At 73.5% G+C, this 26256-nt stretch carries 22 protein-coding genes; 15 read left to right on the forward strand and 7 right to left on the reverse strand.

Annotation, left to right across the window (positions count from 1 at the left end):
- Positions 1-95: 95 nt before the first annotated feature.
- On the reverse strand, positions 96-923 hold the full coding sequence (locus ACFXG1_RS23730; protein WP_384721869.1) for a hypothetical protein: 828 nt from the start codon (positions 921-923) through the stop codon (positions 96-98).
- A gap of 1 nt (position 924) precedes the next feature.
- Positions 925-1437, reverse strand: coding sequence for an RNA polymerase sigma factor (locus tag ACFXG1_RS23735; RefSeq protein ID WP_384721866.1), 513 nt, complete (start codon positions 1435-1437; stop codon positions 925-927).
- A 192-nt stretch (positions 1438-1629) separates the two neighbouring features.
- Between ACFXG1_RS23735 and ACFXG1_RS23740 the strand changes: the two genes are divergently transcribed.
- The gene (locus tag ACFXG1_RS23740) at positions 1630-2664 is read left to right on the forward strand and encodes an aspartate-semialdehyde dehydrogenase (protein ID WP_384721863.1); all 1035 of its coding nucleotides are present in this window, start codon (positions 1630-1632) and stop codon (positions 2662-2664) included.
- Positions 2665-3038: 374 nt separating this feature from the next.
- Here the strand turns inward: ACFXG1_RS23740 and ACFXG1_RS23745 are convergent, their stop codons facing one another.
- Positions 3039-3581, reverse strand: a complete 543-nt coding sequence (locus ACFXG1_RS23745) for a DUF1203 domain-containing protein (protein ID WP_384744429.1) — start codon at positions 3579-3581, stop codon at positions 3039-3041.
- A 235-nt stretch (positions 3582-3816) separates the two neighbouring features.
- Here ACFXG1_RS23745 and pepN point away from each other — a divergent pair, with 235 nt between their 5' ends.
- From pepN to ACFXG1_RS23770, 5 genes are all read left to right on the forward strand, one after another.
- Positions 3817-6399: an aminopeptidase N gene (gene pepN, locus ACFXG1_RS23750; protein WP_384722064.1), complete on the forward strand. Its 2583-nt coding sequence runs from the start codon at positions 3817-3819 to the stop codon at positions 6397-6399.
- Between the two features lie 791 nt (positions 6400-7190).
- A complete protein-coding gene (locus tag ACFXG1_RS23755) occupies positions 7191-8720 on the forward strand; it encodes a sensor histidine kinase (RefSeq protein ID WP_384744432.1) in 1530 nt (509 codons plus the stop codon).
- Entirely contained in the window at positions 8717-9130 is a 414-nt protein-coding gene (locus ACFXG1_RS23760; RefSeq protein WP_384716390.1) for a roadblock/LC7 domain-containing protein, read from the forward strand. Before ACFXG1_RS23755 ends, ACFXG1_RS23760 begins: the two co-directional genes overlap by 4 nt.
- Entirely contained in the window at positions 9127-9483 is a 357-nt protein-coding gene (locus tag ACFXG1_RS23765; protein ID WP_384716393.1) for a DUF742 domain-containing protein, read from the forward strand. The genes ACFXG1_RS23760 and ACFXG1_RS23765 overlap by 4 nt, the downstream gene beginning before the upstream one ends.
- Positions 9464-10174, forward strand: coding sequence for an ATP/GTP-binding protein (locus tag ACFXG1_RS23770; RefSeq protein WP_384716396.1), 711 nt, complete (start codon positions 9464-9466; stop codon positions 10172-10174). The genes ACFXG1_RS23765 and ACFXG1_RS23770 overlap by 20 nt, the downstream gene beginning before the upstream one ends.
- Before the next feature lie 13 nt (positions 10175-10187).
- Here ACFXG1_RS23770 and ACFXG1_RS23775 read toward each other — a convergent pair whose 3' ends face one another.
- Positions 10188-11204 (reverse strand): EamA family transporter, encoded by a 1017-nt coding sequence (locus tag ACFXG1_RS23775; protein ID WP_384744435.1) that lies wholly within the window; start codon positions 11202-11204, stop codon positions 10188-10190.
- A gap of 159 nt (positions 11205-11363) precedes the next feature.
- Here ACFXG1_RS23775 and ACFXG1_RS23780 point away from each other — a divergent pair, with 159 nt between their 5' ends.
- Positions 11364-11882, forward strand: a complete 519-nt coding sequence (locus tag ACFXG1_RS23780) for a MarR family winged helix-turn-helix transcriptional regulator (RefSeq protein WP_384744437.1) — start codon at positions 11364-11366, stop codon at positions 11880-11882.
- A 115-nt stretch (positions 11883-11997) separates the two neighbouring features.
- On the opposite strand, the gene ACFXG1_RS23785 is transcribed toward ACFXG1_RS23780, so the two are convergent.
- Together ACFXG1_RS23785 and ACFXG1_RS23790 are read right to left on the reverse strand one after the other, a co-directional pair.
- A complete protein-coding gene (locus ACFXG1_RS23785) occupies positions 11998-12234 on the reverse strand; it encodes a hypothetical protein (protein ID WP_384716402.1) in 237 nt (78 codons plus the stop codon).
- Between the two features lie 69 nt (positions 12235-12303).
- Positions 12304-12558 (reverse strand): hypothetical protein, encoded by a 255-nt coding sequence (locus ACFXG1_RS23790; RefSeq protein ID WP_384716405.1) that lies wholly within the window; start codon positions 12556-12558, stop codon positions 12304-12306.
- A 269-nt stretch (positions 12559-12827) separates the two neighbouring features.
- On the opposite strand from ACFXG1_RS23790, the gene ACFXG1_RS23795 reads away from it, so the two are divergent.
- Positions 12828-15794 (forward strand): beta-N-acetylglucosaminidase domain-containing protein, encoded by a 2967-nt coding sequence (locus ACFXG1_RS23795; protein WP_384716407.1) that lies wholly within the window; start codon positions 12828-12830, stop codon positions 15792-15794.
- A gap of 111 nt (positions 15795-15905) precedes the next feature.
- Here the strand turns inward: ACFXG1_RS23795 and ACFXG1_RS23800 are convergent, their stop codons facing one another.
- Positions 15906-16442, reverse strand: coding sequence for an HNH endonuclease (locus ACFXG1_RS23800; protein WP_361141857.1), 537 nt, complete (start codon positions 16440-16442; stop codon positions 15906-15908).
- Between the two features lie 318 nt (positions 16443-16760).
- On the opposite strand from ACFXG1_RS23800, the gene ACFXG1_RS23805 reads away from it, so the two are divergent.
- The 7 genes from ACFXG1_RS23805 to ACFXG1_RS23835 all read left to right on the forward strand — a co-directional run bounded on the left by ACFXG1_RS23805 (position 16761) and on the right by ACFXG1_RS23835 (position 26211).
- Positions 16761-17879 carry a mechanosensitive ion channel family protein gene (locus ACFXG1_RS23805; RefSeq protein ID WP_384744440.1) on the forward strand — a complete coding sequence of 373 codons (1119 nt, stop codon included), beginning with the start codon at positions 16761-16763 and terminating at the stop codon, positions 17877-17879.
- Between the two features lie 255 nt (positions 17880-18134).
- Positions 18135-19310 carry an ROK family transcriptional regulator gene (locus tag ACFXG1_RS23810; protein WP_384744461.1) on the forward strand — a complete coding sequence of 392 codons (1176 nt, stop codon included), beginning with the start codon at positions 18135-18137 and terminating at the stop codon, positions 19308-19310.
- A gap of 138 nt (positions 19311-19448) precedes the next feature.
- Entirely contained in the window at positions 19449-20714 is a 1266-nt protein-coding gene (locus ACFXG1_RS23815; RefSeq protein ID WP_384716260.1) for a 6-phospho-beta-glucosidase, read from the forward strand.
- A complete protein-coding gene (locus ACFXG1_RS23820; protein ID WP_384716263.1) occupies positions 20705-21694 on the forward strand; it encodes an N-acetylglucosamine kinase in 990 nt (329 codons plus the stop codon). Before ACFXG1_RS23815 ends, ACFXG1_RS23820 begins: the two co-directional genes overlap by 10 nt.
- 482 nt (positions 21695-22176) lie before the next feature.
- Positions 22177-23676, forward strand: coding sequence for a hypothetical protein (locus tag ACFXG1_RS23825; RefSeq protein WP_384716266.1), 1500 nt, complete (start codon positions 22177-22179; stop codon positions 23674-23676).
- A 191-nt stretch (positions 23677-23867) separates the two neighbouring features.
- Positions 23868-24845: a glutamate ABC transporter substrate-binding protein gene (locus ACFXG1_RS23830; protein ID WP_384716269.1), complete on the forward strand. Its 978-nt coding sequence runs from the start codon at positions 23868-23870 to the stop codon at positions 24843-24845.
- A gap of 19 nt (positions 24846-24864) precedes the next feature.
- Complete coding sequence (locus ACFXG1_RS23835; protein ID WP_384744443.1) at positions 24865-26211, forward strand: hypothetical protein; 1347 nt, start codon at positions 24865-24867, stop codon at positions 26209-26211.
- Positions 26212-26256 lie beyond the last annotated feature (45 nt).

The following is a 26256-nucleotide window of genomic DNA, read 5'->3' on the forward strand; positions in this document are numbered from 1 at the left end:
GCCCCCTCCCGTTTCCCGTGTCCCCGGCTGGTCAGGCCGGGGCCCCGTACCCCCGTGTATCCCCCGTTCCCCGTCCCGTCCGTCCGGTTTCCGGCTCAGCCCCTTCCCGGACAGGCGAGTTCCCGATTCCCGGACAGGCCCTCGTCGACCCACCTCCGGCCGTCGGCGACCGAGTCGCCCAGGTAGTACAGCGGCTCCTCGCCCGAGTCCCGGAACACGACCACGAGCATCCGCTCGCCGACGGTCACCTCCTTCGCCGCGTCCTCCGGCAGCACCACGCGCTCCCGCCCCGGCCCCCGGTCCGGCTTGAGATACGTATCGGCGTCGAGGGTGACGGTGAACCGGCCCGCCCCGTCCCTCCGGGCCCCGGAGACCGTGCCCTCGACGATCAGCCGGGCGCAGGCCACCAGTCCGTCCGGGGCGAGTTTGGCGGCGGCGGTGTCCTCCCCGGCCGACCCGGCGCTCTCGTCCTTCATCCCCGCGTTCTCGGGCGCCGAGATCGCGGCGGGATCCGCAACGTAGTACTGGACCAGGGCGGCGGCCCCGAGGACGGACGCCAGGAGGACGAAGGAGGCGGCGAGGGCGATCACCGTCCGGCGGCTCCGCCGGGGTCGGCGGTTCGGGCGGGCCTGGCGGGCCGGGCGGTTCCGTACCGGCCGGAGCGGCGGCGTCTCGGCGTACGCGTGCTCGGGGTCGGGGTCGGGATCCGGGTCGGGGGCCGTAGCGGGGGGCTCGTCCGGCACCCGCGCGGGGGTCTCCTCGTCCGCGAGCGCGCCGCCGATCAGCTTCAGCTGCTCCGCCAGGACCGCCATATCGCGCGCGGCGCGTGCCCCCGCCGCGTCACCCTCCGGTACGGGCTCCCCCATCAGGACCGCCATGAGCGCTTCGGCGTCGGCCCCGGTGTCGTCGTACCTGTCGCGCATCTCACACCACCTCGTCCGTACGCAGCCGCTCCCGCATCGCCTTCGCCGCCGAGTGCAGCCTGCTCTTGACCGTGCCCTCGGGCACCCCCAGCTCACGCGCGATCTGCGGCACGGTCAGGTCCGCGTAGAACCGCAGGACGAGCACCTGCCGCTGCGCGGGCGGCAGGGCGTCGAGACCCTCGGCGACCGCGAGCGCCAGCAGCCGGGACTCCTGGCCGCCCTGGCTCTCCGGGTTCCAGACCTTCAGCGCCGCGAGCCGGGCGGCCGTCCGCTCGAAGCGCCCCCGGGCCCGGTGCCAGTCGGCGGCCAGGTTGGAGGCGACCACCGCGGCCCAGGCGCCCACGTCCCGAGGCGGATCGTCCCCCCGGGCCCGGCGCTCCAGCAGACGCAGCCGGATCTGCTGTACCCCGTCCTGAAGATCGGATCGTGGCACCCCGCCGAGTGCGAGCACCGCACATACCCGGCTGACCTGAGCCGGGGCGAGAGGGTCCACTCCACCGTCCGCGACCGCCAAGGTTTCCTCCCCCAAACCGCGTTTCCCCTGTGACGCGGGGAGCGGCTGAAACGTTCGACCTCCGGTCGGATGCGTTCGGGGGGAGTGTTCGGAGCGTCACACATTCCACCCTTTGGACAATGGACTGGACAAGTCGGCCGTGGGCACACGCATCATGGAGCGGCAGCCCAGAACGTACGCAGAGGAGTATCCGTGAGGGTCGGAATCGTCGGAGCCACCGGTCAGGTCGGCACAGTCATGCGCAGGATCCTGGCCGAGCGGAAGTTCCCGGTGGACGAGTTGCGGCTCTTCGCCTCGGCCCGGTCGGCGGGTTCCACGATCTCCTGGGAGGGCCGGGAGATCACCGTCGAGGACGCGGCGGCCGCGGACTATTCGGGCCTCGACATCGTGCTGTTCTCGGCGGGCGGCGCGACCTCCCGCGCGCTGGCCGAGAAGGTCGCGGGCCAGGGCGCGGTCGTGATCGACAACTCGTCGGCGTGGCGGATGGACCCCGAGGTCCCGCTCGTGGTCTCCGAGGTGAACCCGCACGCGATCAGGAACCGCCCCAAGGGCATCGTCGCCAACCCGAACTGCACCACGATGGCCGCCATGCCGGTCCTCAAGCCGCTGTCGGAGGAGGCGGGGCTGCTGACCCTGGTCGCCACCACGTACCAGGCGGTCTCCGGCTCCGGTGTCGCGGGCGTCGCCGAGCTGGACGGCCAGGTCAAGGCCGTGGCCGGAGAGGCGACGGCGCTCGCCCACGACGGCTCGGCGGTCGCGTTCCCCGAGCCCGGTGTGTACCGGCGGCCGATCGCCTTCAACGTGGTCCCGCTCGCGGGCAACCTCGTCGACGACGGCTCCGCCGAGACGGACGAGGAGCAGAAGCTCCGCAACGAGTCCCGCAAGATCCTCGAACTGCCCGCCCTGAAGGTCTCCGGCACCTGTGTCCGGGTCCCGGTCTTCTCGGGCCACTCCCTCCAGGTCAACCTCGGTTTCGCCCGCCCCCTGGGCGTCGAGCGGGCCCGTGAGCTGCTGGCGGACGCGCCGGGCGTGGAGCTGTCCGAGATCCCGACGCCGCTCCAGGCAGCGGGCCGGGACGCGTCGTACGTGGGCCGGATCCGGGTCGACGAGACCGTCGAGAACGGCCTCGCGCTCTTCCTCTCCAACGACAACCTCCGCAAGGGCGCCGCGCTGAACGCGGTCCAGCTCGCGGAGCTGATCGCGGACGAGCTGTCCGAGAAGAAGTAACCGCCGCCGCGACGGCCGTCCAAGGCCCGAGGCCCCGGGGGTGACCCCGGGGCCTCGGGCTTTTTCCAGGCCGGCAGGTGGAGTGTTCAGGGGCGCCGCGTCCCTGCGGGGTGGGTCAGGCCAAGGTGGTTAGGGGCGCTGGGGGTCCCCCATTGCCGAAGGCATAGGGGGCGGAACTGCGCGCTCAGCCAAGGACGGTCCGCGGTCCGCATCGATACCTCGGTGGCACCGCCGCTCGCGGAGCTTGTCGCGCCTCCGGCGCCCGGAGCCGTACGGCTCCCGTACGCCGTATCCGGTCCGCGGACCGTGGCGGGCTGGTCGCGCAGTTCCTCGCGCCCCTAAACACCTCCACCTGATCGCCCCCGCAGGGACCGTCAGCGACGGATCTCGTAGAGGAAGCAGCCGTATTCGACGGCCCTGATGTGGACCAGGGCGACGGCCGGGTCGGTGAAGGCCTCGTCGAGCGCGGCGTCGAAGCCGCCGTCCGGGGCGGCGGAGAGCTCCAGCAGACGGCCCCCGGCGATCCGGCCCTCCTGGTTGTAGCGGCGCAGGGTCCGCAGGACGCCCGGACGGGCGAACGGGTAGCCGTCGCCGTCGGCCGGGCCGTCGCACCCGTCGGCGTGGATGAAGACCGGTCCCTGTTCGTCGTAGGCGCCGGGCTCCGCCCCCCGCTCGGCGGCCCAGCGGCGCAGCGGGGCGTACGACACCAGGGCGATCCGCTCACCGGGCCGGCTGCGGCGCAGACAGCAGCGCAGGGGTGCGCCGCCCTCGTCGTCGGTGAACGGCCGGCACGGGTGCCCCGCGTCGTCACCGGCGCGCAGGGCGGCGAGGACGCCGGGATCGACGGGCAGCGGCCGGTAGCGCCGTCCGGCGGACGGCGGTTCCGGTACGGAAGTCGCGGAAGTCGCGGCAGGCACGGAAGGCACGGAAGGGGCGCTCACGGCGGTCTCGGGGGTCGTCATGGGATCAGCCTCGCCCGGTCCGCCCCCGGTTTCCGGCGGAATTCGGACAGGGCGTTCGGGTCGTGTGCCCGGCACCCCCGGTGCCGGGCCCGGCGGCGCGCCCGCCCGCCCGGCGGGGAACTCGGCGGCGGTCCGCGACGACCCCGTGGAAGGATGGCCGCAAACACCGCATATACCGAGGAGACACCGCGTGCCTGGCACCAATCTGACCCGCGAGGAGGCGCAGCAGCGGGCGCGCCTGCTCACGACTCACGCGTACGAGATCGAGCTCGACCTGAGCGGCGCCCAGGAGGGCGGCCTGTACCGCTCCGTGACGACCGTCCGGTTCGACTGTGCCGAGGCGAACGCCCACAGCTTCATCGACCTGGTGGCCCCGGCCGTGCACGAGGTCGTCCTCAACGGCAAGTCGCTCGACGTCGCGCAGGTCTTCCGGGACGCGCGGATCGAGCTGAACCATCTGCACGAGGGCCCGAACGAGCTGAAGGTCGTCGCCGACTGCTCGTACACGAACACCGGTGAGGGGCTTCACCGCTTCGTGGACCCGGTGGACGAGCAGGCTTATCTGTACACCCAGTTCGAGGTGCCGGACGCCCGCCGGGTCTTCGCCAGCTTCGAGCAGCCCGACCTGAAGGCGACGTTCCAGTTCACCGTGAAGGCCCCGGAGGGCTGGACCGTGATCTCGAACTCGCCGACGCCGGAGCCGGTGGACAACCTGTGGCGGTTCGAGCCGACGCCGCGGATCTCGACGTACATCACGGCCCTGATCGCCGGTCCCTATCACGCGGTGCACAGCTCCTGGGAGAAGGACGGCAGGACCGTACCGCTGGGGCTCTACTGCCGGCCGTCGCTGGCGGAGTTCCTGGACGCGGACGCGATCTTCGACGTCACCCGGCAGGGCTTCGACTGGTTCGAGGAGAAGTTCGACTACGCGTACCCGTTCGCCAAGTACGACCAGCTCTTCGTGCCCGAGTTCAACGCGGGCGCGATGGAGAACGCGGGCGCGGTGACCATTCGCGACCAGTACGTCTTCCGGTCCAAGGTGACGGACGCGGCGTACGAGATCCGGGCCGAGACGATTCTGCACGAGCTGGCCCACATGTGGTTCGGCGATCTGGTCACCATGGAGTGGTGGAACGACCTCTGGCTCAACGAGTCGTTCGCCACCTACACCTCGATCGCCTGCCAGGCGGCGGCCCCGGGCTCGCGCTGGCCGCACTCGTGGACCACGTTCGCGAACTCGATGAAGACCTGGGCGTACCGTCAGGACCAGCTCCCGTCGACGCACCCGATCATGGCCGAGATCCGGGACCTGGACGACGTCCTGGTGAACTTCGACGGCATCACCTACGCCAAGGGCGCCTCCGTCCTGAAGCAGCTGGTGGCGTATGTCGGCGAGGACGCGTTCTTCACCGGGGTGCAGGCGTACTTCAAGGCCCACGCCTTCGGCAACACCCGGCTGAGCGATCTGCTGGGCGCGCTGGAGAAGACCTCGGGGCGCGATCTGCGGGTCTGGTCGGAGAAGTGGCTGGAGACGGCGGGCATCAACATCCTGCGCCCGGAGCTGGCGACCACCGCCGACGGTGTGATCACCTCCTTCGCCGTCCGCCAGGAGGCCCCGGCCCTGCCCGCCGGGGCGAAGGGCGAGCCGACGCTCCGCCCGCACCGGATCGCGGTCGGCTTCTACGACCTCGACGACAGCGGCCGGCTGGTGCGCACCGAGCGGATCGAGCTGGACGTCGAGGCCGTCGAGCTGACTCCCGTACCGCTGCCGGAGGGCACCCGGCGGCCCGCGGTGATCCTGCTCAACGACGACGACCTGTCGTACGCCAAGGTCCGGCTGGACGAGGAGTCCCTGCGGGTCGTCACCGAGCATCTGGGCGACTTCGCCGAGTCGCTGCCGCGCGCCCTGTGCTGGGCGTCGGCGTGGGACATGACCCGCGACGGCGAGCTGGCCACCCGGGACTACGCGGCGCTGGTGCTCTCCGGTATCGGCAAGGAGACCGACATCGGCGTGGTGCAGTCGCTGCACCGGCAGGTGAAGCTGGCGATCGACCTGTACGCGTCCCCCGCGACCCGCGAGGACCTGCTGCACACCTGGGCCGGGGAGGCGCTGACCCGGCTGCGGACCGCCGAGCCGGGCGGTGACCACCAGCTCGCCTGGGCCAGGGCGTTCGCGGCGGCCGCCAGGACCGACGGGCAGCTGGAGCTGCTGGCCGGGCTGCTGGACGGCAACGCGACCATCGAGGGCCTGGTGGTCGACACCGAGCTGCGGTGGGCGTTCGTGGAGCGGCTCGCGGCCACCGGCCGGGTCGACGAGGCCGGGATCGCCGCGGAGTACGAGCGCGACCGCACCGCCGCGGGCGAGCGGCACGCCGCCACCGCGCGGGCCGCCCGGCCGACCGCCGAGGCCAAGGCCGAGGCGTGGGCGTCCGTGGTCGAGCGCGACGACCTGCCCAACGCCATGCAGGAGGCGGTGATCGGCGGCTTCGTCCAGTCCGATCAGCGCGAGCTGCTGGCGCCGTACACGGAGAAGTTCTTCGCGGCGGTCAAGGGCGTCTGGGAGTCCCGCAGCCACGAGATGGCCCAGCAGGTCGCGATCGGGCTCTACCCGGCCCTCCAGGTGTCGCGGACGACGCTGGACGCGACGGACGCCTGGCTGGAGCGGGCCGAGCCGAACGCGGCGCTGCGGCGGCTGATCTCGGAGTCCCGGTCCGGTGTGGAGCGGGCGCTGCGCGCCCGGGCGGCGGACGAGGCGGCCGCGGCACGCGGCTGATCCGGGGGAATCCGGAGGATCCTGGGGGATCCCGGGGGATCCCGGGGGATCCGGCGGCCGGAACCTTCCGGCCGCCGGGTTCGCCGCACACGATCCGGTGGGTCCGGTACGGGTACGCGTACCGGACCCACGGTCGTGACCAGCAGTAACAGCCTGGGACAAGGGGATATGACGGCGGCATGGCGAAGGGCGTCGGCGGGCGGCCGGACGCCGTCGATCATGTCCGGTACACCCCGGGAAATCCCCGTCGGGTCCGGACCAATCCCTTGGCCGGTACCCGTCTTGCGCCGATCATCCCGATGATCTTCACGGGTTCGGGGAACCCGGGCGTCCGGCCGCCGTACGGCCGGGGCGCGTTCATCGGGCGGAGATTCCGCGCGGGCGTACGCCCCCGGGGGCGGAAATCCTTCTTCGAGCCGTACGGAACACCGTTTTCGGGCATCGAACCCGCACTCCAAGCCCGCACCGGCGTCCACAGACCCCGGAAACACCGGCCGAACTCCAGGTCAGCACGGGCGGAATGAGATCGGCGGCGGATTCCGCTTCGGGCCGCGACAGCCGCGTGGGCGAATCGGCGGCCGCGGTCGGGCCGCGGTCGTCGCCCATCGATTCCCTCTGGCTGAAATTAGTCGCTCGCATGTCCACTGTGCACGGCACCAGCGTCTCGGCCAATCGTCTGCGCTCACATCGCGCCAATCATTGACCGAGCGTCACGAACCGTAAGCGGACGGGGATATGCTTCCGGACCGTCGTCTTATGATCATTCCCGTTCCGATGGTTTGAGGGTGCTGATGGCCCGACAGAAAACGTCGACCGGAAGTCCGCGGAGCACGAAAGCCCCCGCCTCCTGGCTCTGGCTCGTGCCCGTCGTCGTCACCGCCGCGGCGGCCGCGGCGGCCGCGGTCCTGGTCTCCGGGTCGGCCCGCGGCGCCGCGGTCTGGGTCGGCTCCGTCGCCGTCGGCGCCGTCGCGATCGCCGCCCTGGCGGCCGTACGGCAGGGCCGCCGGGCCGACGCGCTCGCCGCCCTGCTCGCGGAGCGCGAGGCCGAGATCGCCCGCGACCAGGAGATGTCCCGCCGGCTCACGACCGAACTGCTGCCCACGATGCTGGCCAGGGTCCAGCGGGGCGAGTACCCCGAGGACATGCTGCGTACGGTCGATCTCCCGCCCATGCACCGGTCCGTGCTCGCCGCCTCCCTCGACGCCCTGAGCACCGAGGAGGACCTCCGCGAATCCGCCCAGCGGGCCTTCGTCAACATCGCCCGCCGGGTGCAGGCGATCATCCACCAGCAGGCGCTCGAACTGCGCGAGATGGAGGACCGGCACGGCAACAGCCCGGCCGTCTTCGGGGATCTGCTCCGGATCGACCACGCCACGGCGCTCGTCGGCCGGCTCGCCGACTCCATCGCCGTACTCGGCGGCGCCCGGCCGGGCCGCCAGTGGAGCCGGGCCGTACCGCTGTACAGCGTGCTGCGCGGCGCGATGTCCCGGATCCTCGACTACCAGCGGGTCGAACTGCACTCGGTCTCCGAGGTCGCCGTCGTCGGCCCCGCCGTCGAGCCGCTCATCCACGCCATCGCCGAACTCCTCGACAACGCCACCCGCTACTCGCCCCCGCAGACCCGGGTCCATCTCACCGCCGTCGACGTCAACTCGGGCATCGCCGTCGAGATCGAGGACGGCGGCGTGGCGATGAGCGAGGAGGCCAGGCTGCGCGCCGAGCGGATGCTGCGCGAGGCGCAGGAGGGCATCGACCTCAACGACCTCGGCGAGACCCCGCGGCTGGGCCTCGCGGTGGTCGGCAGGCTCTCCCGTACGTACGGCTTCCAGGTGTCGCTGCGGTCGTCGGCCTACGGCGGGGTGCGCGCCGTACTCGTCGTACCGAAGAAGCTGATCACCACCGCCGCGAAGGCGACCGGCCTCGCCCACGGCATCGGCACCGCGTCCGGGCCGCGGCCGAACCCGGCCGCGATCGCCGCGAGCCGGGCCGGGGCCGCGAGCGGCGCCCGGAGGGCCGGCGGGCCCTCCGCCGCCCCGTCGGCGCCACCGGCGCCCCCCGGGGCCGCCGTGCCCGCCCCGGCGGCCATGGGGGCCGGACCCGACGACGACGTCCCGCTCGTCACCGAGCGGACCCCGGGCGGACTGCCCCAGCGGCGCCGCAAGGCACCCGCCCCGGACCTCACCGCCCCGGTCGCGGCGGCACCCCGGTCCGAGCAGCCGAAGGAGGCGCCCCAGGTCCAACCCGGAATCTGGCTCGCGGCGTTCCACAGCGGCCTCGCCGGTGAAGACCCTCAGACGAACAAGGGGAGTACGCAGCCATGATGCAGCAGCAGTACCGGACCAACATGGACTGGATGCTCAAAGACCTGGCCGAAGGCGTACCGCAGACGAGAAATGTCGTCGTGCTCTCCGCCGACGGGCTGCGCATCGCGCAGCACGGCTCCGACGACGACACCGCCGACCGGCTGGCCGCCGCCTGTGCCGGACTCCAGAGCCTGGCGAGCGCCGTCGCCTCCGAACTGCCGGGCAGCGACGGCCGGATGCGGCTGGTCGTGATCGAGATGGACGGCGGCTTCTTCTATCTGATGGCCGCGGGCGCGGGCGCCTTCCTCGCCGTACTCGCCGACGAGGGCGTCGACGCCGGACTCATGGGCCAGCGGATGCGCGATCTCGTCCTGCGCATCGGCGAGCACCTCAGCGCCCCACCGCGACAGGATCGGCAGTCCGCGTGAGCCGACCGGGAGACTGGGAGGGCAGCAATCCGGAACGCCTCTACGTCATCACCGGCGGCCGGAGCGGCTCACAGGTCCCGGCCACCCTCGACCTGGTCACCCTGATCGTGGCCAGGTCGGGCCCCCGGCACGGGATGCAGCCCGAGCACGCCGCCATCGTCCGGCTCTGCGGGTCGCCGCTGTCGGTGGCGGAGATCTCCGCCTATCTGGGCCTCCCGGTGAGTGTGGTGACCGTCCTGCTCGGCGACCTCCTGGTCGACGAGCAGGTCACGGCGCGGGCACCGGTCCGGCGCGCGCCCCTCCCCGACCGAGCTCTGATTGAGGCAGTGATCGATGGACTACAGAAGCTCTGAGCCGGCCGCCGACGGGCCCGCCGCCGACGCGCCGGACGCCAACGCGCCGGGCGCCGTGGGCACGACCACGACCACGACCACGGCCCGGCCCACCGGGCCGCGCGCCGAGGACGTCCTGCCGGACACGGCGACCGCCGCCGTGAAGATCGTCATCGTGGGCGGTTTCGGGGTCGGCAAGACGACCCTCGTCGGCGCGGTGAGCGAGATCCGCCCGCTGACGACCGAGGAGACCATGACCCAGGCGGGCGTCGGCGTGGACGACGTCGCGGGGGTGGAGAGGAAGACCGCCACCACGGTCGCCATGGACTTCGGCCGGATCAGCCTCAACGAGGAACTGGTCCTGTACCTCTTCGGAACCCCCGGCCAGGAACGCTTCTGGTTCCTGTGGCGGGGGCTGTTCGAAGGGGCGCTGGGGGCGGTGGTCCTGGTCGACACCCGGCGGCTGGAGGTCAGCTTCGACGTCATCGGGCGGCTCGAAGAGCGCCGGGTGCCGTTCGTGGTGGCCGTCAACGCCTTCCCCGACGCCCCCGTCCACGCGATGGAGGACATCAGGTCCGCCCTCGATCTGCCCGCTTCGGTGCCGATCGTGGAGTGCGACGCCCGGCTCCGCCGCTCCAGCCGCGATGTGCTGATGGCGCTGATGCGCTATCTCCAGAGCCTCGCGACGGCGGCGGACGCACCGGCGTCCTAGACGGGGGCCCGGCCTAGACCTTCTCCGGTACGGCTCCGGAGGCGGCGGTCCCGGCCGTCGTCTTCGCGGCCGTCGTCTTCGCGGCCGTCGTCTTCGCGGCCGGGCCCTCGGGGGCCGGGGCCTCTGGGGCCGGTCCGGCGGGCGGCACGGGCGGGGCGGCGGCCCCGGAGGCCGGCCGGGGGGCGGGCCGCCACTGGCCGACCAGGGTGGCGCCGAACGCCAGCGTCATACCGAGCAGTTGTACGGGCGTCAGCGCCTCGCCGAGGGCCGCCCAGCCCACCACGGCGGCCGTGATCGGGGAGAGCGGACCGAGCAGGGTCGCCGAGGTCGCCGTGAGCTGCTCGATGCCCCGGAACCAGAGCCAGTACGCCACCGCGGTGTTGACCAGGGCGAGATAGACGTACCCGGCGACGTTCGTCCCGTCGAGAGCGGGCGGGGCGCCCTCCACCGCGAGGGCGACCGGCACGATCAGCAGACCGCCCGCGGTGAGCTGCCAGCCCGTCATCACCAGCGGCCCCACCCCCTCGGGACGGCCCCAGCGCTTGGTGAGCACGGTGCCCGCGGACATCGAGGCGGACGAGGCGAGTCCGGCGATCACGCCGACGGTGTCGAGCCCCGCGCCCGCCTTCAGCACCACCATGCTGACGCCGAAGGACGCGGCGATCGCGGCCAGTGTCGCCCGGGTCGACGCCCGCTCCCCCAGCAGCAGGGCCGAGAGCCCGATCACGAACAGCGGGCCGACCGATCCGGCGACGGCGGCGACCCCGCCCGGCAGCCGGTAGGCGGCGAGGAAGAGCAGCGGGAAGAACGCCCCGATGTTCAGCGCGCCCAGGACCGCCGCCTTCCCCCACCAACTCCCCCGTGGTCTCACCCGGGTCATGGCCATGATCAGCAATCCGGCTGGCAGCGCCCGCACCACGGCCGTGAACAGCGGACGGTCGGGCGGGAGGAGTTCGGTCGTGACGGCATAGGTGGAGCCCCAGGAGATCGGGGCCAACGCGGTGAGGGCGATAACGGCGGCACGGCGCATGACGGGCCTCTCGGACTGCGGGCCGGACGCACAAGGGCATCCGCGCCGACGGTGACTGGCTCAACAGGAAGTAGCTTACCTGTAAGCCACTTAGGCGCAAGAGGCTTTTTAGTCAGTCACTTACTTGAGAAAGACTCACCGCCGGTCGATAATCGCCCCATGGCTTCCCGTATCCCCGCCCCCGCCCCGACGCCCCCCGACGCGGTCGACGCCATCGTCGACCAGTGGGCCGCGTGCCGCCCCGACCTCGACACCGGGCCCATGGCCGCGTACGGGCGGATCTACCGGATCGCCCGCGCGATGGGCGACCGGACGGAGAAGGAGTACGCGCGCTTCGGGATCAGCCGGGGCGAGTTCGACGTCCTCGCGACCCTGCGGCGCGCGGGGCATCCGTACACCCTCTCGCCCCGCGAGCTGTCGGCGACGCTGATGCTCACCACGGGCGGGATGACGGGCCGCCTCGACAAGCTGGAGCGGGCGGAGCTGCTGGTCCGCAGCCCCGACCCGTACGACAGGCGCGGACTGCGGGTGAGCCTCACCGAGCCCGGCCTCCACCTCGTCGACGAGGCGGTGACGGCGGGCCTCGCGGTCCAGCACGAGGCCTTCGCCACGGCTCTCGACGAGACCGAGGCCGCCCAGTTGTCGGCGCTGCTCCGCAAACTCATGGCCGCGCACTGACGACCCGGCCCCGCCCGAAGGCCGCACGGCATGACAGAAGCGGCCCGGGGCGCACACGCCTCGGGCCGCTTCGGCGAAGATCGTTCAACCGGGCACGGTCACCCGGCCGCGGGGATCAGTTCTGCTGCTGCTTCTTCGACTTGTCGAGGATCATCACCAGTGCCGTGATCGCGAGGAAGATCGCGGCCGGGGTGATCACGAACAGTCCCAGCGTCTCGGCGACGCTCAGGCCGGAGCCCGGGTCGTCGCCGTCGTCGCGGGTCAGCGCCAGCGCGGGCGACGACAGGAGCAGCATCATCAGCGTCGTACCGGTCACGACGGTGCCGGTGCGCAGAGCGTTCTTCTTGTCCACGGTCCCCAAAGTAGCGAACCGCCGTCCGGGCCGCGCGCCCGGGGGTGCCGTACGGGGCCGGGAGCGCTGTCAGCCCCCCGCCGAAGGGCCGCCGCCCGCGGTGCCGAGGGCCGTCGGCTCACTCGTCAGCGGCGGCAGGTCCACCAGCGGCGGCTCGCTCGTCAGCGGCGCGGGTCCCGGCATGGGCGGCTCGCTCGTCAGCGGCCCCGGCACCGCGTCGAGCCCCGGGAGGGCGTCCGGGGACCCGGCGCACTCGTCGCACGGGGGCGGCACCGACAGGTCGGCGAGCGCGGAGAGCAGCAGCTGGGCGGCGGACGCGGTCATCGTCGTCACTCCTCGGATGGGGCGTGCGGTTCCGCGGCACGCCTACCCGGCGACCGTGTTTCCATCCGTACGGATCTTCCACGCGGCACCGCGCGCCGACAGATCCCTGCATAAGCCACAGTTCTCCCGGGCGCATTGACACCTTCCGGTCACGGGTGATGGGCTCGTTACCGTTCGGAGACCTGGGAGTCAGGGGCCCGGGAGGGGTGCAGGGGCCCGGGGGTGATGGGGACATCACCGCGCCGGCGCCGGAGCGGAAGGGAGTCGGTGTGCGGTTCGCGCGCGGGACGCGTACCGGGACGGGTACGGCCGCGGCCGTCGCCGTCGCGGTGATGGGCGGGCTGCTCGGCGGGGCGCAGGGCGCGGTCGCCGCGCCCCCTGGCCCCGGCGACCGGCCGCGTACACCTGCCGAGCCCCGGGGAAAGAGCGCGGGTGCCGTACCGCAGGTCTGGCCCCGGCCGCAGTCGGCGAGGCCGCTGGGCCCGGCCGTGGCGCTGGGCGACGAGGTCACCGTCGTCGCGGCGCCCGACGCCGATCCGTACGCCGTGGAGGCGGCCCATCGCGTGCTGCGGGACGCCGGGGTCGACACCCTCTACACCGATCTCCCGGGGCGCGGGCCCGTGCTGTATCTGGGCGGCGCGGGAGCCGGGGCGGCGCTGCGGACCCTGCGGGTCGCCGAGCGGGGCGATCTGCCGTCCGGCGGCTACCGGCTGGCGGTAGGACCGGTCGGCGGCCGGGGCACGGTCGCCGTCGACGGCACGGGACCCGACGGCCTGTTCCACGGCGTCCAGACCCTGCGGGGGCTGATCGGCGGCGGCCCGGGGCGGGGCACGGTCGCCGGAGTCGTCGTAAGGGACTGGCCGGGTACGGCCGTCCGCGGCACCACCGAGGGCTTCTACGGCCGCCCGTGGAGCCGGGAGCAGCGCCTCGCCCAGCTGGACTTCATGGGCCGTACCAAGCAGAACCGCTATCTGTACGCCCCCGGGGACGACCCCTTCCGGCAGGCGCGCTGGCGGGACGCGTATCCGGCGGAGCGGCGCGCGGAGTTCCGGGCGCTGGCGGATCGGGCCGCGCGCAACCATGTGACGCTGGCCTGGGCGGTGGCGCCCGGTCAGGAGATGTGCTTCTCCGACGCGTCGGACCTCCGCGCGCTGACCCGCAAGATCGACGCGATGTGGGCGCTGGGGTTCCGCGCGTTCCAGCTCCAGTTCCAGGACGTCAGCTACAGCGAGTGGCACTGCGACGAGGACGCCGGGGCCTTCGGCCGGGGTCCGGAGGCGGCGGCGCGGGCGCAGGCCCGGGTCGCGGACGCGGTCTCCCGGCATCTCGGGGAGCGTTACCCGGGCGCGGCTCCACTGTCGGTGCTGCCGACGGAGTTCTACCAGCCGGGCGAGACGGAGTACCGGCGGGCGCTGGCGGCGGAGCTGGACGACGGGGTGCAGGTGGCCTGGACCGGTGTCGGGGTCGTACCGAAGACCATTACGGGCCGTCAGCTGGCCGGGGCGCGGGCGGCGTTCGACCATCCGCTGGTCACCATGGACAACTACCCGGTCAACGACTATGCGCAGGACCGGCTCTTCCTGGGCCCCTATACAGGCCGCGACCCGGCGGTGGCGGCCGGTTCGGCCGCGTTGCTGGCGAACGCGATGGAGCAGGCGTCGGCGTCGCGGATCCCGCTGTTCACGGCCGCCGACTACGCCTGGAACCCCAAGGGTTACCGGCCCGGGGAGTCCTGGCTCGCGGCGCTGGACGACTTGGCGGGCGGCGATCCGGCGGCCCGTGAGGCGCTGGGGGTGCTGGCCGGGAACCATGCGTCCTCGGTGCTGGCCGATGTCGAGTCGGGCTATCTGCGGCCCCAGCTGGACGCGTTCCGGCGGACCCGGGCCGCCGGTACGGACCCGGAGGTCCGGGCGCGGGCGGCCGGCGCGCTGCGGGACCGGTTCACGGCGATGCGGACGGCGCCGGGGCGGCTGGCGGAGGTCGACGGCGGGCGGCTCGACGACGAGATACGGCCGTGGCTCGACCAGTTGGAGACGTACGGGCGCGCCGGAGAGCTGGCGGTCGATCTGCTGGAGGCCCAGGCCCGCGGTGCGGGAGCGGCGGCCTGGCGGGCGTCGCTGGCGCTGGAGCCGCTGCGCTCCGGTCCCGCGGCGGCGGACCGGGCCGTGGTCGGCAAGGGCGTGCTGGGGCCGTTCGTCGACCGGGCGGTCGCCGACGCCGCGGTCTGGACGGGGGCGGCCGGGGCGCCGCGCCCGGACGGTGACGGCACGGTCCGGCTGGCGGGTCCGCGGGCCCTGGCGTCGGTCACGGTCATGGTGGCTCCCGGCGCTCCGGGCGCGGATCCGGGGCGGCTGGAGGCCCGGGTGCCGGGCGAGGGGTGGCGTACGGTCGCCGCGCTCTCCCCGGACGGCTGGACCCAGGCCGCCGCGGGCGGGCTGCGGGCGGACGCGCTGCGGGTCACCGGCGCGGCGGGCGGCGCGGCCGTCCGGTCGATCGCGCCCTGGTACGCGGACGAGCCCGCGGCCGGGCTGGAGCCGGAGCGGGCCGAGGCGGACGCCGAGATCGGGGGCGCCGCGGTGACGGTGGGCCTGCGGCTCACGTCGCGGCGGCCGGCGGATGTGGCGGGGGGTCTCGTGGCGAAGGCGCCGCCGGGGGTGGAGGTGGCGGTCCCGGAGCGGGTCGCGGTCCCGCGCGGACGTCCGGTGACGGTACCGGTACGGGTGACCGTCCCGGCCGGGACGCCCGCGGGCGCGTACCCCGTCGCGCTCTCCTTCGCCGGAACGGAGCGGACGGTCACCGTCCGGGCCGTCCCGCGGGCCGGCGGCCCCGATCTGCTGCGCGGCGGCGGGGTGACCGCGTCGTCGTCGGGCGACGAGACCGCCGACTTCCCGGCGTCGGCCGCGCTCGACGGGGACCGGGGCAGCCGCTGGTCGTCCGCGTACGAGGACGGCGCGTGGTGGCAGGCGGAGCTGCCGGAGCCGGTACGGCTGGGCAAGGTGGTCCTGCGCTGGCAGGACGCGTACGCCGCCGGATACCGGGTCCAGGTGTCGGACGACGGCCGGCGGTGGCGGACGGCGGCGACGGTCCGCGACGGCCGGGGCGGCACCGAGACCGTCCGGCTGGACGAGCCCGGGACCCGCTTCGTCCGGATCCAGGGGGATCGCCGGGCCACCCGCTTCGGCTACTCCCTGTTCACGGTGGAGGCGTACGCGGTGACGGAGCGGCCGAAGCGCTGAGGCCGGGCGCACGGGGGCCGGGCGAGCCGGGGCCGGACCTGCGGGGGTCGGGCGCACATGCGGAAGCCCCGGGCGGCCGGTCTGCCCGGGGAACGAAAAATGGCTCGGTTCTCAGGCGGAAACGCCGTCGATCCGGGCCATCGCGTCATCGGCGCCGTACGGTTGCAGATACGGCAGCCACCGGGGGTCCCGGTGTCCCGTGCCGATGATCCGCCAGGCGAGACCACTCGGCGGCGCCGGTTGATGGCGCAGGCGCCAGCCCAGCTCGCGCAGATGGCGGTCGGCCTTGACATGGTTGCAGCGGCGGCACGCGGCGACGACGTTGTCCCAGACGTGCTGTCCGCCGCGGCTGCGCGGGATCACGTGGTCGACGCTGGTTGCGACGCCACCGCAGTACATACAGCGCCCGCCGTCGCGGGCGAACAGCGCTTTGCGGGTCAGCGGAACGGGCCCCCGGTAGGGGACCCGTACGAACCGCTTCAGACGGACGACACTGGGCGCCGCGACCGCCCGGGTCGCACTGTGCAGAAAGGCGCCGGACTCCTCGAGGCAGAGTGCCTTGTTCTCCAGGACGAGGACGAGCGCGCGGCGGAGCGGTACGACGCCGAGCGGCTCGTACGACGCGTTGAGGACCAGGACATGCGGCACGGTTGATGCCTCCTTGTACGCCGGCGGCGCGTGGCTCGCGCCGGGACGATCTGCTGTCAGTCTCTCCTCAGGGCGGCCGGGTGCGCCACCACGTGGCGGTAACGGGCTCGAAGTGTTTTCAACCACACCACCGTCCCCACACGAAGAACGAACGGCTGTTCCCGCCGCTGCTCCCGGCTCCGCCGTCGCCGCCTTCGCCGCCGCCTCCCGGGGCGGTCGGGTGAGTATGGTCTCTCCGGGGCCGTGAACCAGGGGTCGGGAGCGATGCCGCCGTTAGGGTGGTTGATCTGCTGTACGCCATGCCTGGAGGTTCCCCCCGTGACCGGCTTCTGGTCGTCGATCGTCCTCGCCACCGCCCCGCGGGCGGCCGGGACGCCGTCCCCGTCCGGGCCGCCCACCGACGAGCCCGTCGCCCCCGTGACCCTCGACGAGGCCGCCGAGCGGGCCTCGAACGCCGCGGGCTGGGTGGAGGAGAACTGGTCCTCCTGGCTCAACACCGGACTGCGGATCATGCTGATCCTGGTGGTCGCGCTGGTGCTGCGGATGCTGGTGCGCCGGGCGCTGACCAAGCTGATAGACCGGATGAACCGTTCCGCCCAGGCGGTGGAGGGTACGGCCCTCGGCGGACTTCTGGTCAACGCGGAGCGGCGGCGGCAGCGCTCCGAGGCCATCGGCTCCGTCCTGCGCTCGATCGCGTCGTTCCTGATCCTGGGCACGGCCGGACTGATGATCCTCGGCGCCTTCAAGATCAATCTGGCTCCGCTGCTGGCCTCCGCGGGTGTCGCGGGTGTGGCGATCGGCTTCGGCGCCCGCAACCTGGTCACCGACTTCCTCTCCGGCGTCTTCATGATCATGGAGGATCAGTACGGGGTCGGGGACACGGTCGACGCGGGGGTGGCCACCGGCGAGGTCGTCGAGGTGGGGCTGCGGGTGACCAAGCTCCGCGGTGACGACGGCGAGATCTGGTACGTGCGCAACGGCGAGATCAAGCGGATCGGCAACCTCAGCCAGGGCTGGGCCACCGCGACGGTCGATGTCACGGTCCGGCCGTCCGAGGACCTGGACAAGGTGAATGCGGTGATCGGCTCGGTCGCGGACGGCCTGGCGAAGTCCGAGCCGTGGAACGAGCAGCTGTGGGGCCCGGTGGAGGCCCTCGGCCTCACCGAGGTGCTGCTGGACTCGATGACGATCCGGGTCGCGGGCAAGACCATGCCGGGCAAGGCGCTCTCCGTCGAGCGCGAGCTGCGGTGGCGGATCAAGCGGGCGTTCGACGCGGAGGGCATCCGGATCGTCGGCGGGCTCCCCGTACCGGAGGAGGCATCGGCGGCCGATCCGTCGGCGTCGATGGCCGCCCCGTCGGCGCTGGCGAGCCCGACGTCGCCGCAGTCGCTGGCCACGGCCCCGATACCGCCGGCGCCGCCGAACCTCCAGAAGTAGCGGGTATGCGGGCGCGGGGCCCTTTCCGGGGCGCCGCACCCGCGCCCGCGCCCACACTCCGCGCCCGCACTCTGCTTGCGCGATTAACCATCCCGTACGGCACATATCGCCCGTTATCACGGGTGAGGCCGTTGACGCTCCCCTCACCTCGGCCTACGTTCGACCTGAACGGTTAGGAAACTTTCCTAATAGCCGAAGGGCAGGTGTGCCGCCGTGGCCGGAACGGTCCCCGGAACCCCGAGCGTCCTGCGCGCCATGAACGACCGCGCGGCGCTCGGTCTGCTGCTGGAGCACGGCCCCCTCTCCCGGACCCGGATCGGCACCCTCACCGGACTCTCCAAGCCCACCGCGTCCCAGCTGCTGGTCCGGCTGGAGGCGGCCGGTCTCGTCGTCGCCACCGGCACCACGGAGGGCGGGCCGGGACCCGGCGCCCAGCTGTACGCGATCAACGCGCGGGCCGCCTTCGCCGCCGGCCTCGACGTCTCCCCGCGGCGGATCCGCGCCGCCGTCGCCGATGTCACCGGCGCGATCGTCGGCGAGTACGAACTGCCCACGCCCCGCCGTCGCGCGGCGGACGCGGTGGGCCAGGTCACCGAGGCCGTCGGCGGCGCCGCCGAGGCCGCCGGGGTGGCCGCGGAACGGATCCACCGTCTGGTCATCGGCACCCCCGGCGCCTTCGACCCGTCGACCGGACGGCTGCGGTACGCCTCCCATCTGCCCGGCTGGCACTCCCCCACCCTGCTGGACGACCTCGCCGCCGCCCTGCCGATGCCCTTCGCGTACGAGAACGACGTCAATCTCGTCGCCGTCGCCGAACAGCGGCTGGGCACGGCCCGCGGCCACGACGACTTCGTCCTGCTGTGGAACGAGGAGGGCCTCGGCGCCGCCGTGGTCATCGCGGGACGGCTGCACCGGGGGTTCACCGGCGGCGCGGGCGAGGTCGGTTTCCTGCCCGTGCCCGGCACCCCGCTGGTCCGCGGGGTCGCGCGGGTCGGCGGCGGCGGCTTCCAGGAGCTGGCCGGCGCCCAGGTACTGCCGCGGCTCGCCCGCGACCTGGGCGTCGAGCACATCGGCGGCGGCCACTACACCGAGGTGGCCCCGGCGCTGGTGGCCCGCGCCGCCGAGGCCGGTGACGGACCCTGCCGCGCGCTGCTGGAGGCGTACGCCACGGCGCTGGCGACCGGACTCGCGTCCGTCGTCGCGGTCCTCGACCCGGAGCTGGTGGTCCTCGCCGGGGAGGCGATCACCGCGGGCGGTGAACCGCTGCGCGCCCTGGTCGAGGCGGAGCTGACCGAGCTGGCCGCGCCCCGGCCCCGGCTGCTGATGTCCTCCGTACGACGGCATCCCGTGCTGCGCGGGGCGCTGGAGAGCGCCCTGGCCGCCACCCGCGACGAGGTCTTCGACACCTCCGCCGGCACCTCCGCCCGCTGAGACCGCGGCGCCGCCCCCGGATACGTACCGAGATCCCTGCCGAAGACCCCTACCGAAGACCCCTACTGAAGATCGTTTACCGACCCGGGCCGAGACGAGACCCGGCGACACCGACCGGAGTGAAGGGCGAGGAACCGTATGAAGCTGGCAGTCGTGGGTGGAGGATCCACCTATACACCGGAGTTGATCGACGGGTTCGCCCGGCTGAGGGACACCCTCCCCATCACCGAGCTGGTCCTGGTCGACCCCGCTCCCGAACGGCTGGAACTCGTGGGCGGGCTGGCCCGGCGGATCTTCGCCAGGCAGGGGCACGACGGGACGATCGTGACCACGTCCGACCTGGACGCCGGGGTCGAGGGCGCCGACGCCGTCCTGCTCCAGTTGCGGGTCGGCGGACAGGAGGCCCGGCAGCGGGACGAGACCTGGCCGCTGGAGTGCGGCTGCGTCGGCCAGGAGACCACCGGGGCGGGCGGGCTCGCCAAGGCCCTGCGGACCGTCCCCGTCGTCCTCGACATCGCCGAACGGGTCCGGCGCGCCAACCCGGACGCCTGGATCATCGACTTCACCAACCCGGTGGGCATCGTGACCCGGGCCCTGCTGACCGCCGGGCACAAGGCCGTCGGGCTGTGCAACGTCGCCATCGGCTTCCAGCGGAAGTTCGCGAGGCTGCTGGACGTGGCGCCGTCCGAGATCCATCTGGACCATGTCGGGCTCAACCATCTGACCTGGGAGACCGGGGTCAGGATCGGCGGACCCGAGGGACCGGACCGGCTGCCGGAGCTGCTCGCCGCGCACGGGGACGCGATCGCCGCGGATCTGCGCATGCCGCGCGCCGTACAGGACGCGCTCGGCGTGGTGCCCTCGTACTATCTGCGCTACTTCTACCAGCACGACGAGGTCGTCGATGAGCTGCGGACCAAGCCGTCCCGGGCGGCCGAGGTCGCCGCGATGGAGCGGCAGTTGCTGGAGATGTACGGGGACCCGGAGCTGGACACCAAGCCGGAGCTGCTGGCCAAGCGGGGCGGGGCGTTCTACTCGGAGGCCGCGGTCGACCTGGCCGCCGCCCTGCTCGGCGGGTCGGGCAGCCGGTACCAGGTGGTGAACACCTTCAACAACGGGACGCTGCCGTTCCTCCCGGACGACGCGGTCGTGGAGGTCCAGGCGGCCGTCGGCGCCGAGGGCGCGGCGCCGCTGCCGGTACCGCGGGTCGACCCGCTGTTCGCGGGGCTGATCGCCCAGGTCACGGCGTACGAGGACCTGGCGCTGGACGCGGCCCTGCGCGGCGGGCGGGAGCGGGTGTTCCGCGCGCTGCTGGCCCATCCGCTGATCGGCCAGTACACCGCGGCGGAGCAGCTCACCGACCGGCTGATCGCGCACAACCGGGAGCATCTGGCGTGGGCGTGACGGCAGCCGTCCTCGCGATCGACGCGGGGAACAGCAAGACCGATGTCGCGTTCGTCGGACCGGACGGCGCGGTCCTCGGATCGGCACGGGAGAAAGTCGGCTTCCAGCCCCCGAAGGTCGGCCTCACCGCCGCGGTCGACGCCCTCGCCGGGCCCGTCGCGGCGGCCCGTGAGGCGGCCCGGATCGCGGGCCGGGCGGTGGACGAGGTGATCGAAGTGTCGGCCTGTCTCGCCAACGCCGATCTGCCGGTGGAGGAGGCGGAGCTGACGGCCGCGCTGCACGAACGGGGCTGGGGGCGTACGACGGTGGTACGCAACGACACCTTCGCCCTGCTCCGGGCCGGGGTGGACGAGCCCCGGGGCGTCGCGGTCGTCTGCGGCGCGGGCATCAACTGCGTCGGCATGCTCCCCGACGGGCGGACCGCCCGCTTCCCCGCGATCGGGAAGATCTCCGGCGACTGGGGCGGCGGTCTGGGGCTCGCCGAGGAGGCCCTGTGGTCCGCGGCGCGCGCCGAGGACGGGCGGGGTGAGCCGTCGGCCCTGGCCCGTACCCTGCCGGGGCACTTCGGGCTCGCGACGATGGCGGAGCTGATCGAGGCGCTGCACCGGCGCACCCTGCCCTACCCCCGGGTGCACGAGCTGACTCCGGTGCTCTTCGCCACGAGCGCCGGGGGCGACCCGGTGGCCGGGGCGATCGTCCGCCGGCTCGCGGACGAGGTGGTGTCGATGGCCACGGTCACCCTGGAGCGGCTGGATCTGCTGGCCGAGGAGGTGCCGGTGGTGCTCGGCGGCAGTGTGCTGGCGGCCCGCCACCCCGAGCTGGACGCGCGGATCACCGCGTCGCTGGCGGCCAAGGCGCCCAAGGCGGTACCGGCCTGGCTTACCGCGCCCCCGGTGCTGGGGGCGGTCCTGCTCGGTCTGGACCGGGTGGGGGCGCCTCCCGAGGCCCGGGCCAGGGCGCGGGAGCACTACGGGCTGTAGAGCGGGAGCACTACGGGCTGTAGAAGGGAGCGGTACGGGAGTTGTCCCCGGGGCCCGGACGGTGTCCGCGCCCCGGCCCCCGCTCCTGCCCCGCACCGCGCGGCCGGCGGCCCTTCGCCGAGTTGTCCACAGGGACGGACGGGCGTTGTCCACAGGGAAGGGCCGGAGTGGAACCGCGAGCGCGGCGGGAGCGTATACAGGAGGAACGAAGAGCGGCGCGGGGCTTCGGGACGGCGGACGGGACATCCGGCGGCGGCGGGGGTTCATCACCCGGCGATCGATATACCGGTGCAAGATCCAGTCAAGCCTGCTGTGTACGACGGCCTTCGCCGCCATACTGCTCGACAAGGGCCTTCCGTTCGGATCCGCCGGGCTGATCGGGCTCATGCTCATCGGGCTCGCCGGATCCGGACGAGGCCACAGGGGCGAGGCCCCGACCCGCCGGGGGGCGGGCCGCCGTCGGCGACCGAGGGGGAGGTCATATGGCACATCCGCCAAAGGTGCGCGCCGCGCGCCCGTCGGCTCCCGCGTCCGTGCCCGGTACCGCCGGGCAGGTATCCGGCGCGCCCGGGTCCAACGGGCCGGGGTCCAACGGGCCCGGATCCTTCAACGGACCGGGATACGCCCCGGGGACGGAACCGGGACCGGGATCCGGCTCGGTACCGGGCTCGGGACCGGCGGGTGTCGGGGACGCGGTGGCGCGGCTGCGCGCGGCGGCCACGACCGAGCCGGGCCGACTGCGGATCATCGGGGCGGTGCTCGCGGCCCTGGTGATCGCGTTCGGCGCGGTGACGGCGGCGGAGGTGTCGGACCGGGCGGCGGCGGCGGACGACGTGGTGGGCCGGAGTCAGCCGCTGAGCGCCGACGCGGCCCAGGTCTACCGCTCCCTCGCGGACGCCGACACCGCCGCGTCCAGCGGCTTCCTTGCGGGTCCCGTGAAGGAGCCCCGCGCGGTGCGCGAGCGGTACGAGAAGGACATCACCCGCGCCTCCCAGCTGCTGGTGAAGGCCGCGACGCATACGGAGGCCGGCAGCGCGTCGGCCCGGCAGATCCGGACGCTCAACGAACAGCTGCCGCTGTACACGGGCTTGATCGAGACCGCCAGGGCGTACAACCGGCAGGGCAAGCCGTTGGGGGGTGCGTATCTGCGGTTCGCCAACGAGCGGATGACGAAGGTGCTGCTGCCCGCCGCCCAGAAGCTGTACGACGCGGAGACCGCCCGGCTGGACCGCGACGACGACGACGCCACCGCCTGGCCGGTATTCGCCCTGCTCGCCGGATTGGTCGCGGTCGGGGCGCTCGGCTGGGCCCAGCGGCGCAACTATCTCCGGACCAACCGGGTCTTCAACCAGGGACTGCTGGCCGCCACGGCGGCTTCGGTGGTCCTGCTGCTGTGGCTGGTCGCCGCGCACGCGGTGGCCGCGTCCCAGCTCGGCGAGGCGCGTACCGGCGGGGAACAGTCGCTGCGGGCGCTCAACGAGGCCCGGATCAGCTCCCTCAAGGCCCGGGCCAACGAGAACCTCGTCCTGGTCGCCCGGGGCGCGGTGCTCACCGACGACGGAAAGCACGACAAGTACGAGACGGAGTACGACGAGGACATGGGCGCTCTCGTCAACGCCCTGGGCCGGGCGCAGCGGCTGGCGGACGACGACCGGGGCGGTGACCCGCTGCGGAAGGCGACCGCGAGCGTCGGCGAGTGGCGGGAACGGCACGAGAAGGTCGGCACGGCCGACCGAAGAGGGGACTACTCGCGCGCGCGGGAGCTGGTCATCGGCCGCGCGGACTCGACGGGTGAGTCGTTCGACCGGGTGGACGAGGCGCTGGAGCAGGCGCTGGAGCATGAGCAGCGCGAGTTCACCCGGGCCGCCGAGAGCGGCCGGGACGCCCTCGGGCTGCTGCCCGTCGGCGCGGCGGCGCTCGGGGTGCTGGGTGCCCTGGGCGCGGTGCTGGGGATCAATCGCAGACTGTCGGAGTACCGGTGAGAGGGGGCGTGATGACGGACGGACAGGACGTGCGGGGCGAAGGGGAGTCCGCCGGTGCCGACGGCGGCCCCGGGGCCGCGCGGGGCCGGTTCGCCGCGCGGGGCCCGCTCGTCCGGGGCCGGTTCGCCCTGCCGGGCCGGTTCGCCCCGCGGGGCCGGTTCAGCCTGCGCGGCTGGGGCGGGGTCGCCGCGATGGCCGCCGCCTGCGCCCTCGCCGCCGCGACGCTGATCCCGCTCTCCCGGGACGCCGGGACGGCGATCTCCGGCGGGGAGCTGACCGCCGGGTCGACCCGGGCGGCCCCGGCCACCACGGGCGACTGCTCGTCCCCCGAGGCGTCGCTGCCGGCGTCCGGCGGCGACGGGCCGAACATCGACGCCATCAAGGATCGCGGCCATCTGATCGTCGGCGTCGACCAGAACAGCTACCGCTGGGGCTACCGCGACCCGGCGACCGACCGGATCACGGGCTTCGACATCGATCTGGCGCGGGCGATCGCCGACGACCTGCTCGGAGAGGTGGAGGAGGGCGGGAAGGACAACATCGTCTTCCGGGCCGTCCCCACCAACCAGCGGATCCCCGCCCTGAACAACGGCACCGTGGACATCGTGGTCCGGACGATGACCATCAACTGCGACCGGATCAAGCAGGTCGCCTTCTCCACCGCCTACTTCCAGGCGGGACAGCAGATCCTCGCCCCCAGACAGTCCGACATCACCGGCTGGGACGGCACCCTCAAGGGCAAGCGGGTCTGCTCGGCGGAGGGTTCGACGGCCTATGACGAGCTGCGGAAGAACACCTTCGGGGCGGTCTTCAAGGATCCCGGCGACGGCGGACCGGCCGACGAGGACATCCTGACGGTGCCCAATCAGCTGGACTGCCTGGTCCGGCTCCAGCAGGGTCTGGTGGACGCGGTCCTCACGGACAACGCCCTGGCCGCCGGGCACGCGGCCCAGGACCCCGCGGTGGAGCTGAAGGGCGACGGGCCGTTCACCACCGAGTACTACGGCGTGGCGACCAAGCTCGGCAAGGACGATCTGGTGGGGCGGATCAACCGGGTGCTGGAGGAGTACCGGCAGTCCGGGTGGAAGACCTCGTACGACAAATGGCTCAAGAGCGGCCCCGCCGAGAAGACACCCGAACCGCCCGCCCCGAAGTACCGCAGCGGCTGACCGACGAAAGAGGTGATCGATGGGCGTCGCTGGATCCTTCTCCGGGACCGGAGGCGGTCTACCCGGGCCGGTGATGGACCGGGACGAGATCGACCGGGCGCTGGCCCGGCTGGGCGCCGAACACGAGGCGGTCGAGTCCTCCTTGCTCGCCCTCCAGGACCACGCGGGCCGCAGACTGCTCGAAGGTGCCGAGCTGACCGGGGTCACCCGGGACCGGTGGGCGGCGGCCGAGCGGTCGATCGCCCTGCTGTGGGGGTACTTCGAGGCGTACTCCGCCGCGCTGACCGAGATCCGGGAGATCAGGTCGCGGCGGCGCTGGGCCAGCCGGGAGGACCTCGCGGAGCTGACGGACCGGCTGCGCGGCCAGGGGGTGACGGTGCCCGGAGCGGCCGCGGGCGCCCCGGACTCGCTCACCCCGGGCACCCCCGCCAGGCTCGCCGAACGGTTCACCCTCGGCGGTCTCGTGGAGCGGATGAACGAGCTGTACGCGGCCTCCCTCGACATGGTGGTGACGGCGGACGCGGTCTGGTCGGCGCTGCCCGCCCGGATCGATCTGCTCTCCGCCGAACTCCAGCGCACCCGGTCCCTGGCGCACTCCGTGGGCGTACGGCCCGGTGAGCACCCCGCGGGCGACGATCTGGAGGCGATCACCCAGGAGCTGACCCTGCTGCGGGCTCAGGTGATCTCGGATCCGCTGGCGTTCTGGCGTCCCGGCGCGCGCAGTTCGGCGCCGGGCGGCGGCCGTCCCGACACCGACCGCTACGACCGTGCGGCGCGGGCGCTGGAGGACATCCGCCGGGAGATCGAGGCGGTGCTCGGGGTCCGCCAGGACTCGGAGGAGCGGCTGGTCCGGCTGCGGGACGTACTGTCGCGGGCCGACCGCACCCTGAGTGAGGCGCGCGCGGCCCGCGGAGAGGTGCTGGCGAAGATCGCCGCGACGGAGGTGCCCGCCGTCGGCGGACCGCCGACGGCGCTGCAGGAGCGGCTGGTGACCGCCGCCGAGTACCGCAGGCATTCGCAGTGGCACCGGCTCTCGCCGCTGCTGGAGTCGTTGGAGCGGGAGGCGGAGGACGAGCTGATGCGGGCCCGTGAGTCGCTGACCGCGGTGACGGCGCCGCTCGCGGTCCGGGCCGAGCTGCGCGGCCGGCTGGACGCGTACAAGGCGAAGACGTCCCGGCACGGCCTCGCGGAGGACCCCGTCCTGATCGAGCGGTACGACGCGGCCCGCAGAATGCTGTGGAGCGCGCCGTGCGATCTGCGGGTCGCCGAGCAGGCGGTGCTGCGGTACCAGCGGGCGGCGGCGGAGGCGCTGGCGCACACGGAGCCCGGAAGGACCGGATCCGGCGGTGGCGAGGGGGGCGTGTGAGCGGGCACGGCGAGGGGAGCGGTCCGGGGAGCTGTCAGCGACCCG

Origin of the sequence: Streptomyces sp. NPDC059248 (assembly GCF_042753905.1) — a bacterium.
Taxonomy (GTDB): domain Bacteria; phylum Actinomycetota; class Actinomycetes; order Streptomycetales; family Streptomycetaceae; genus Streptomyces.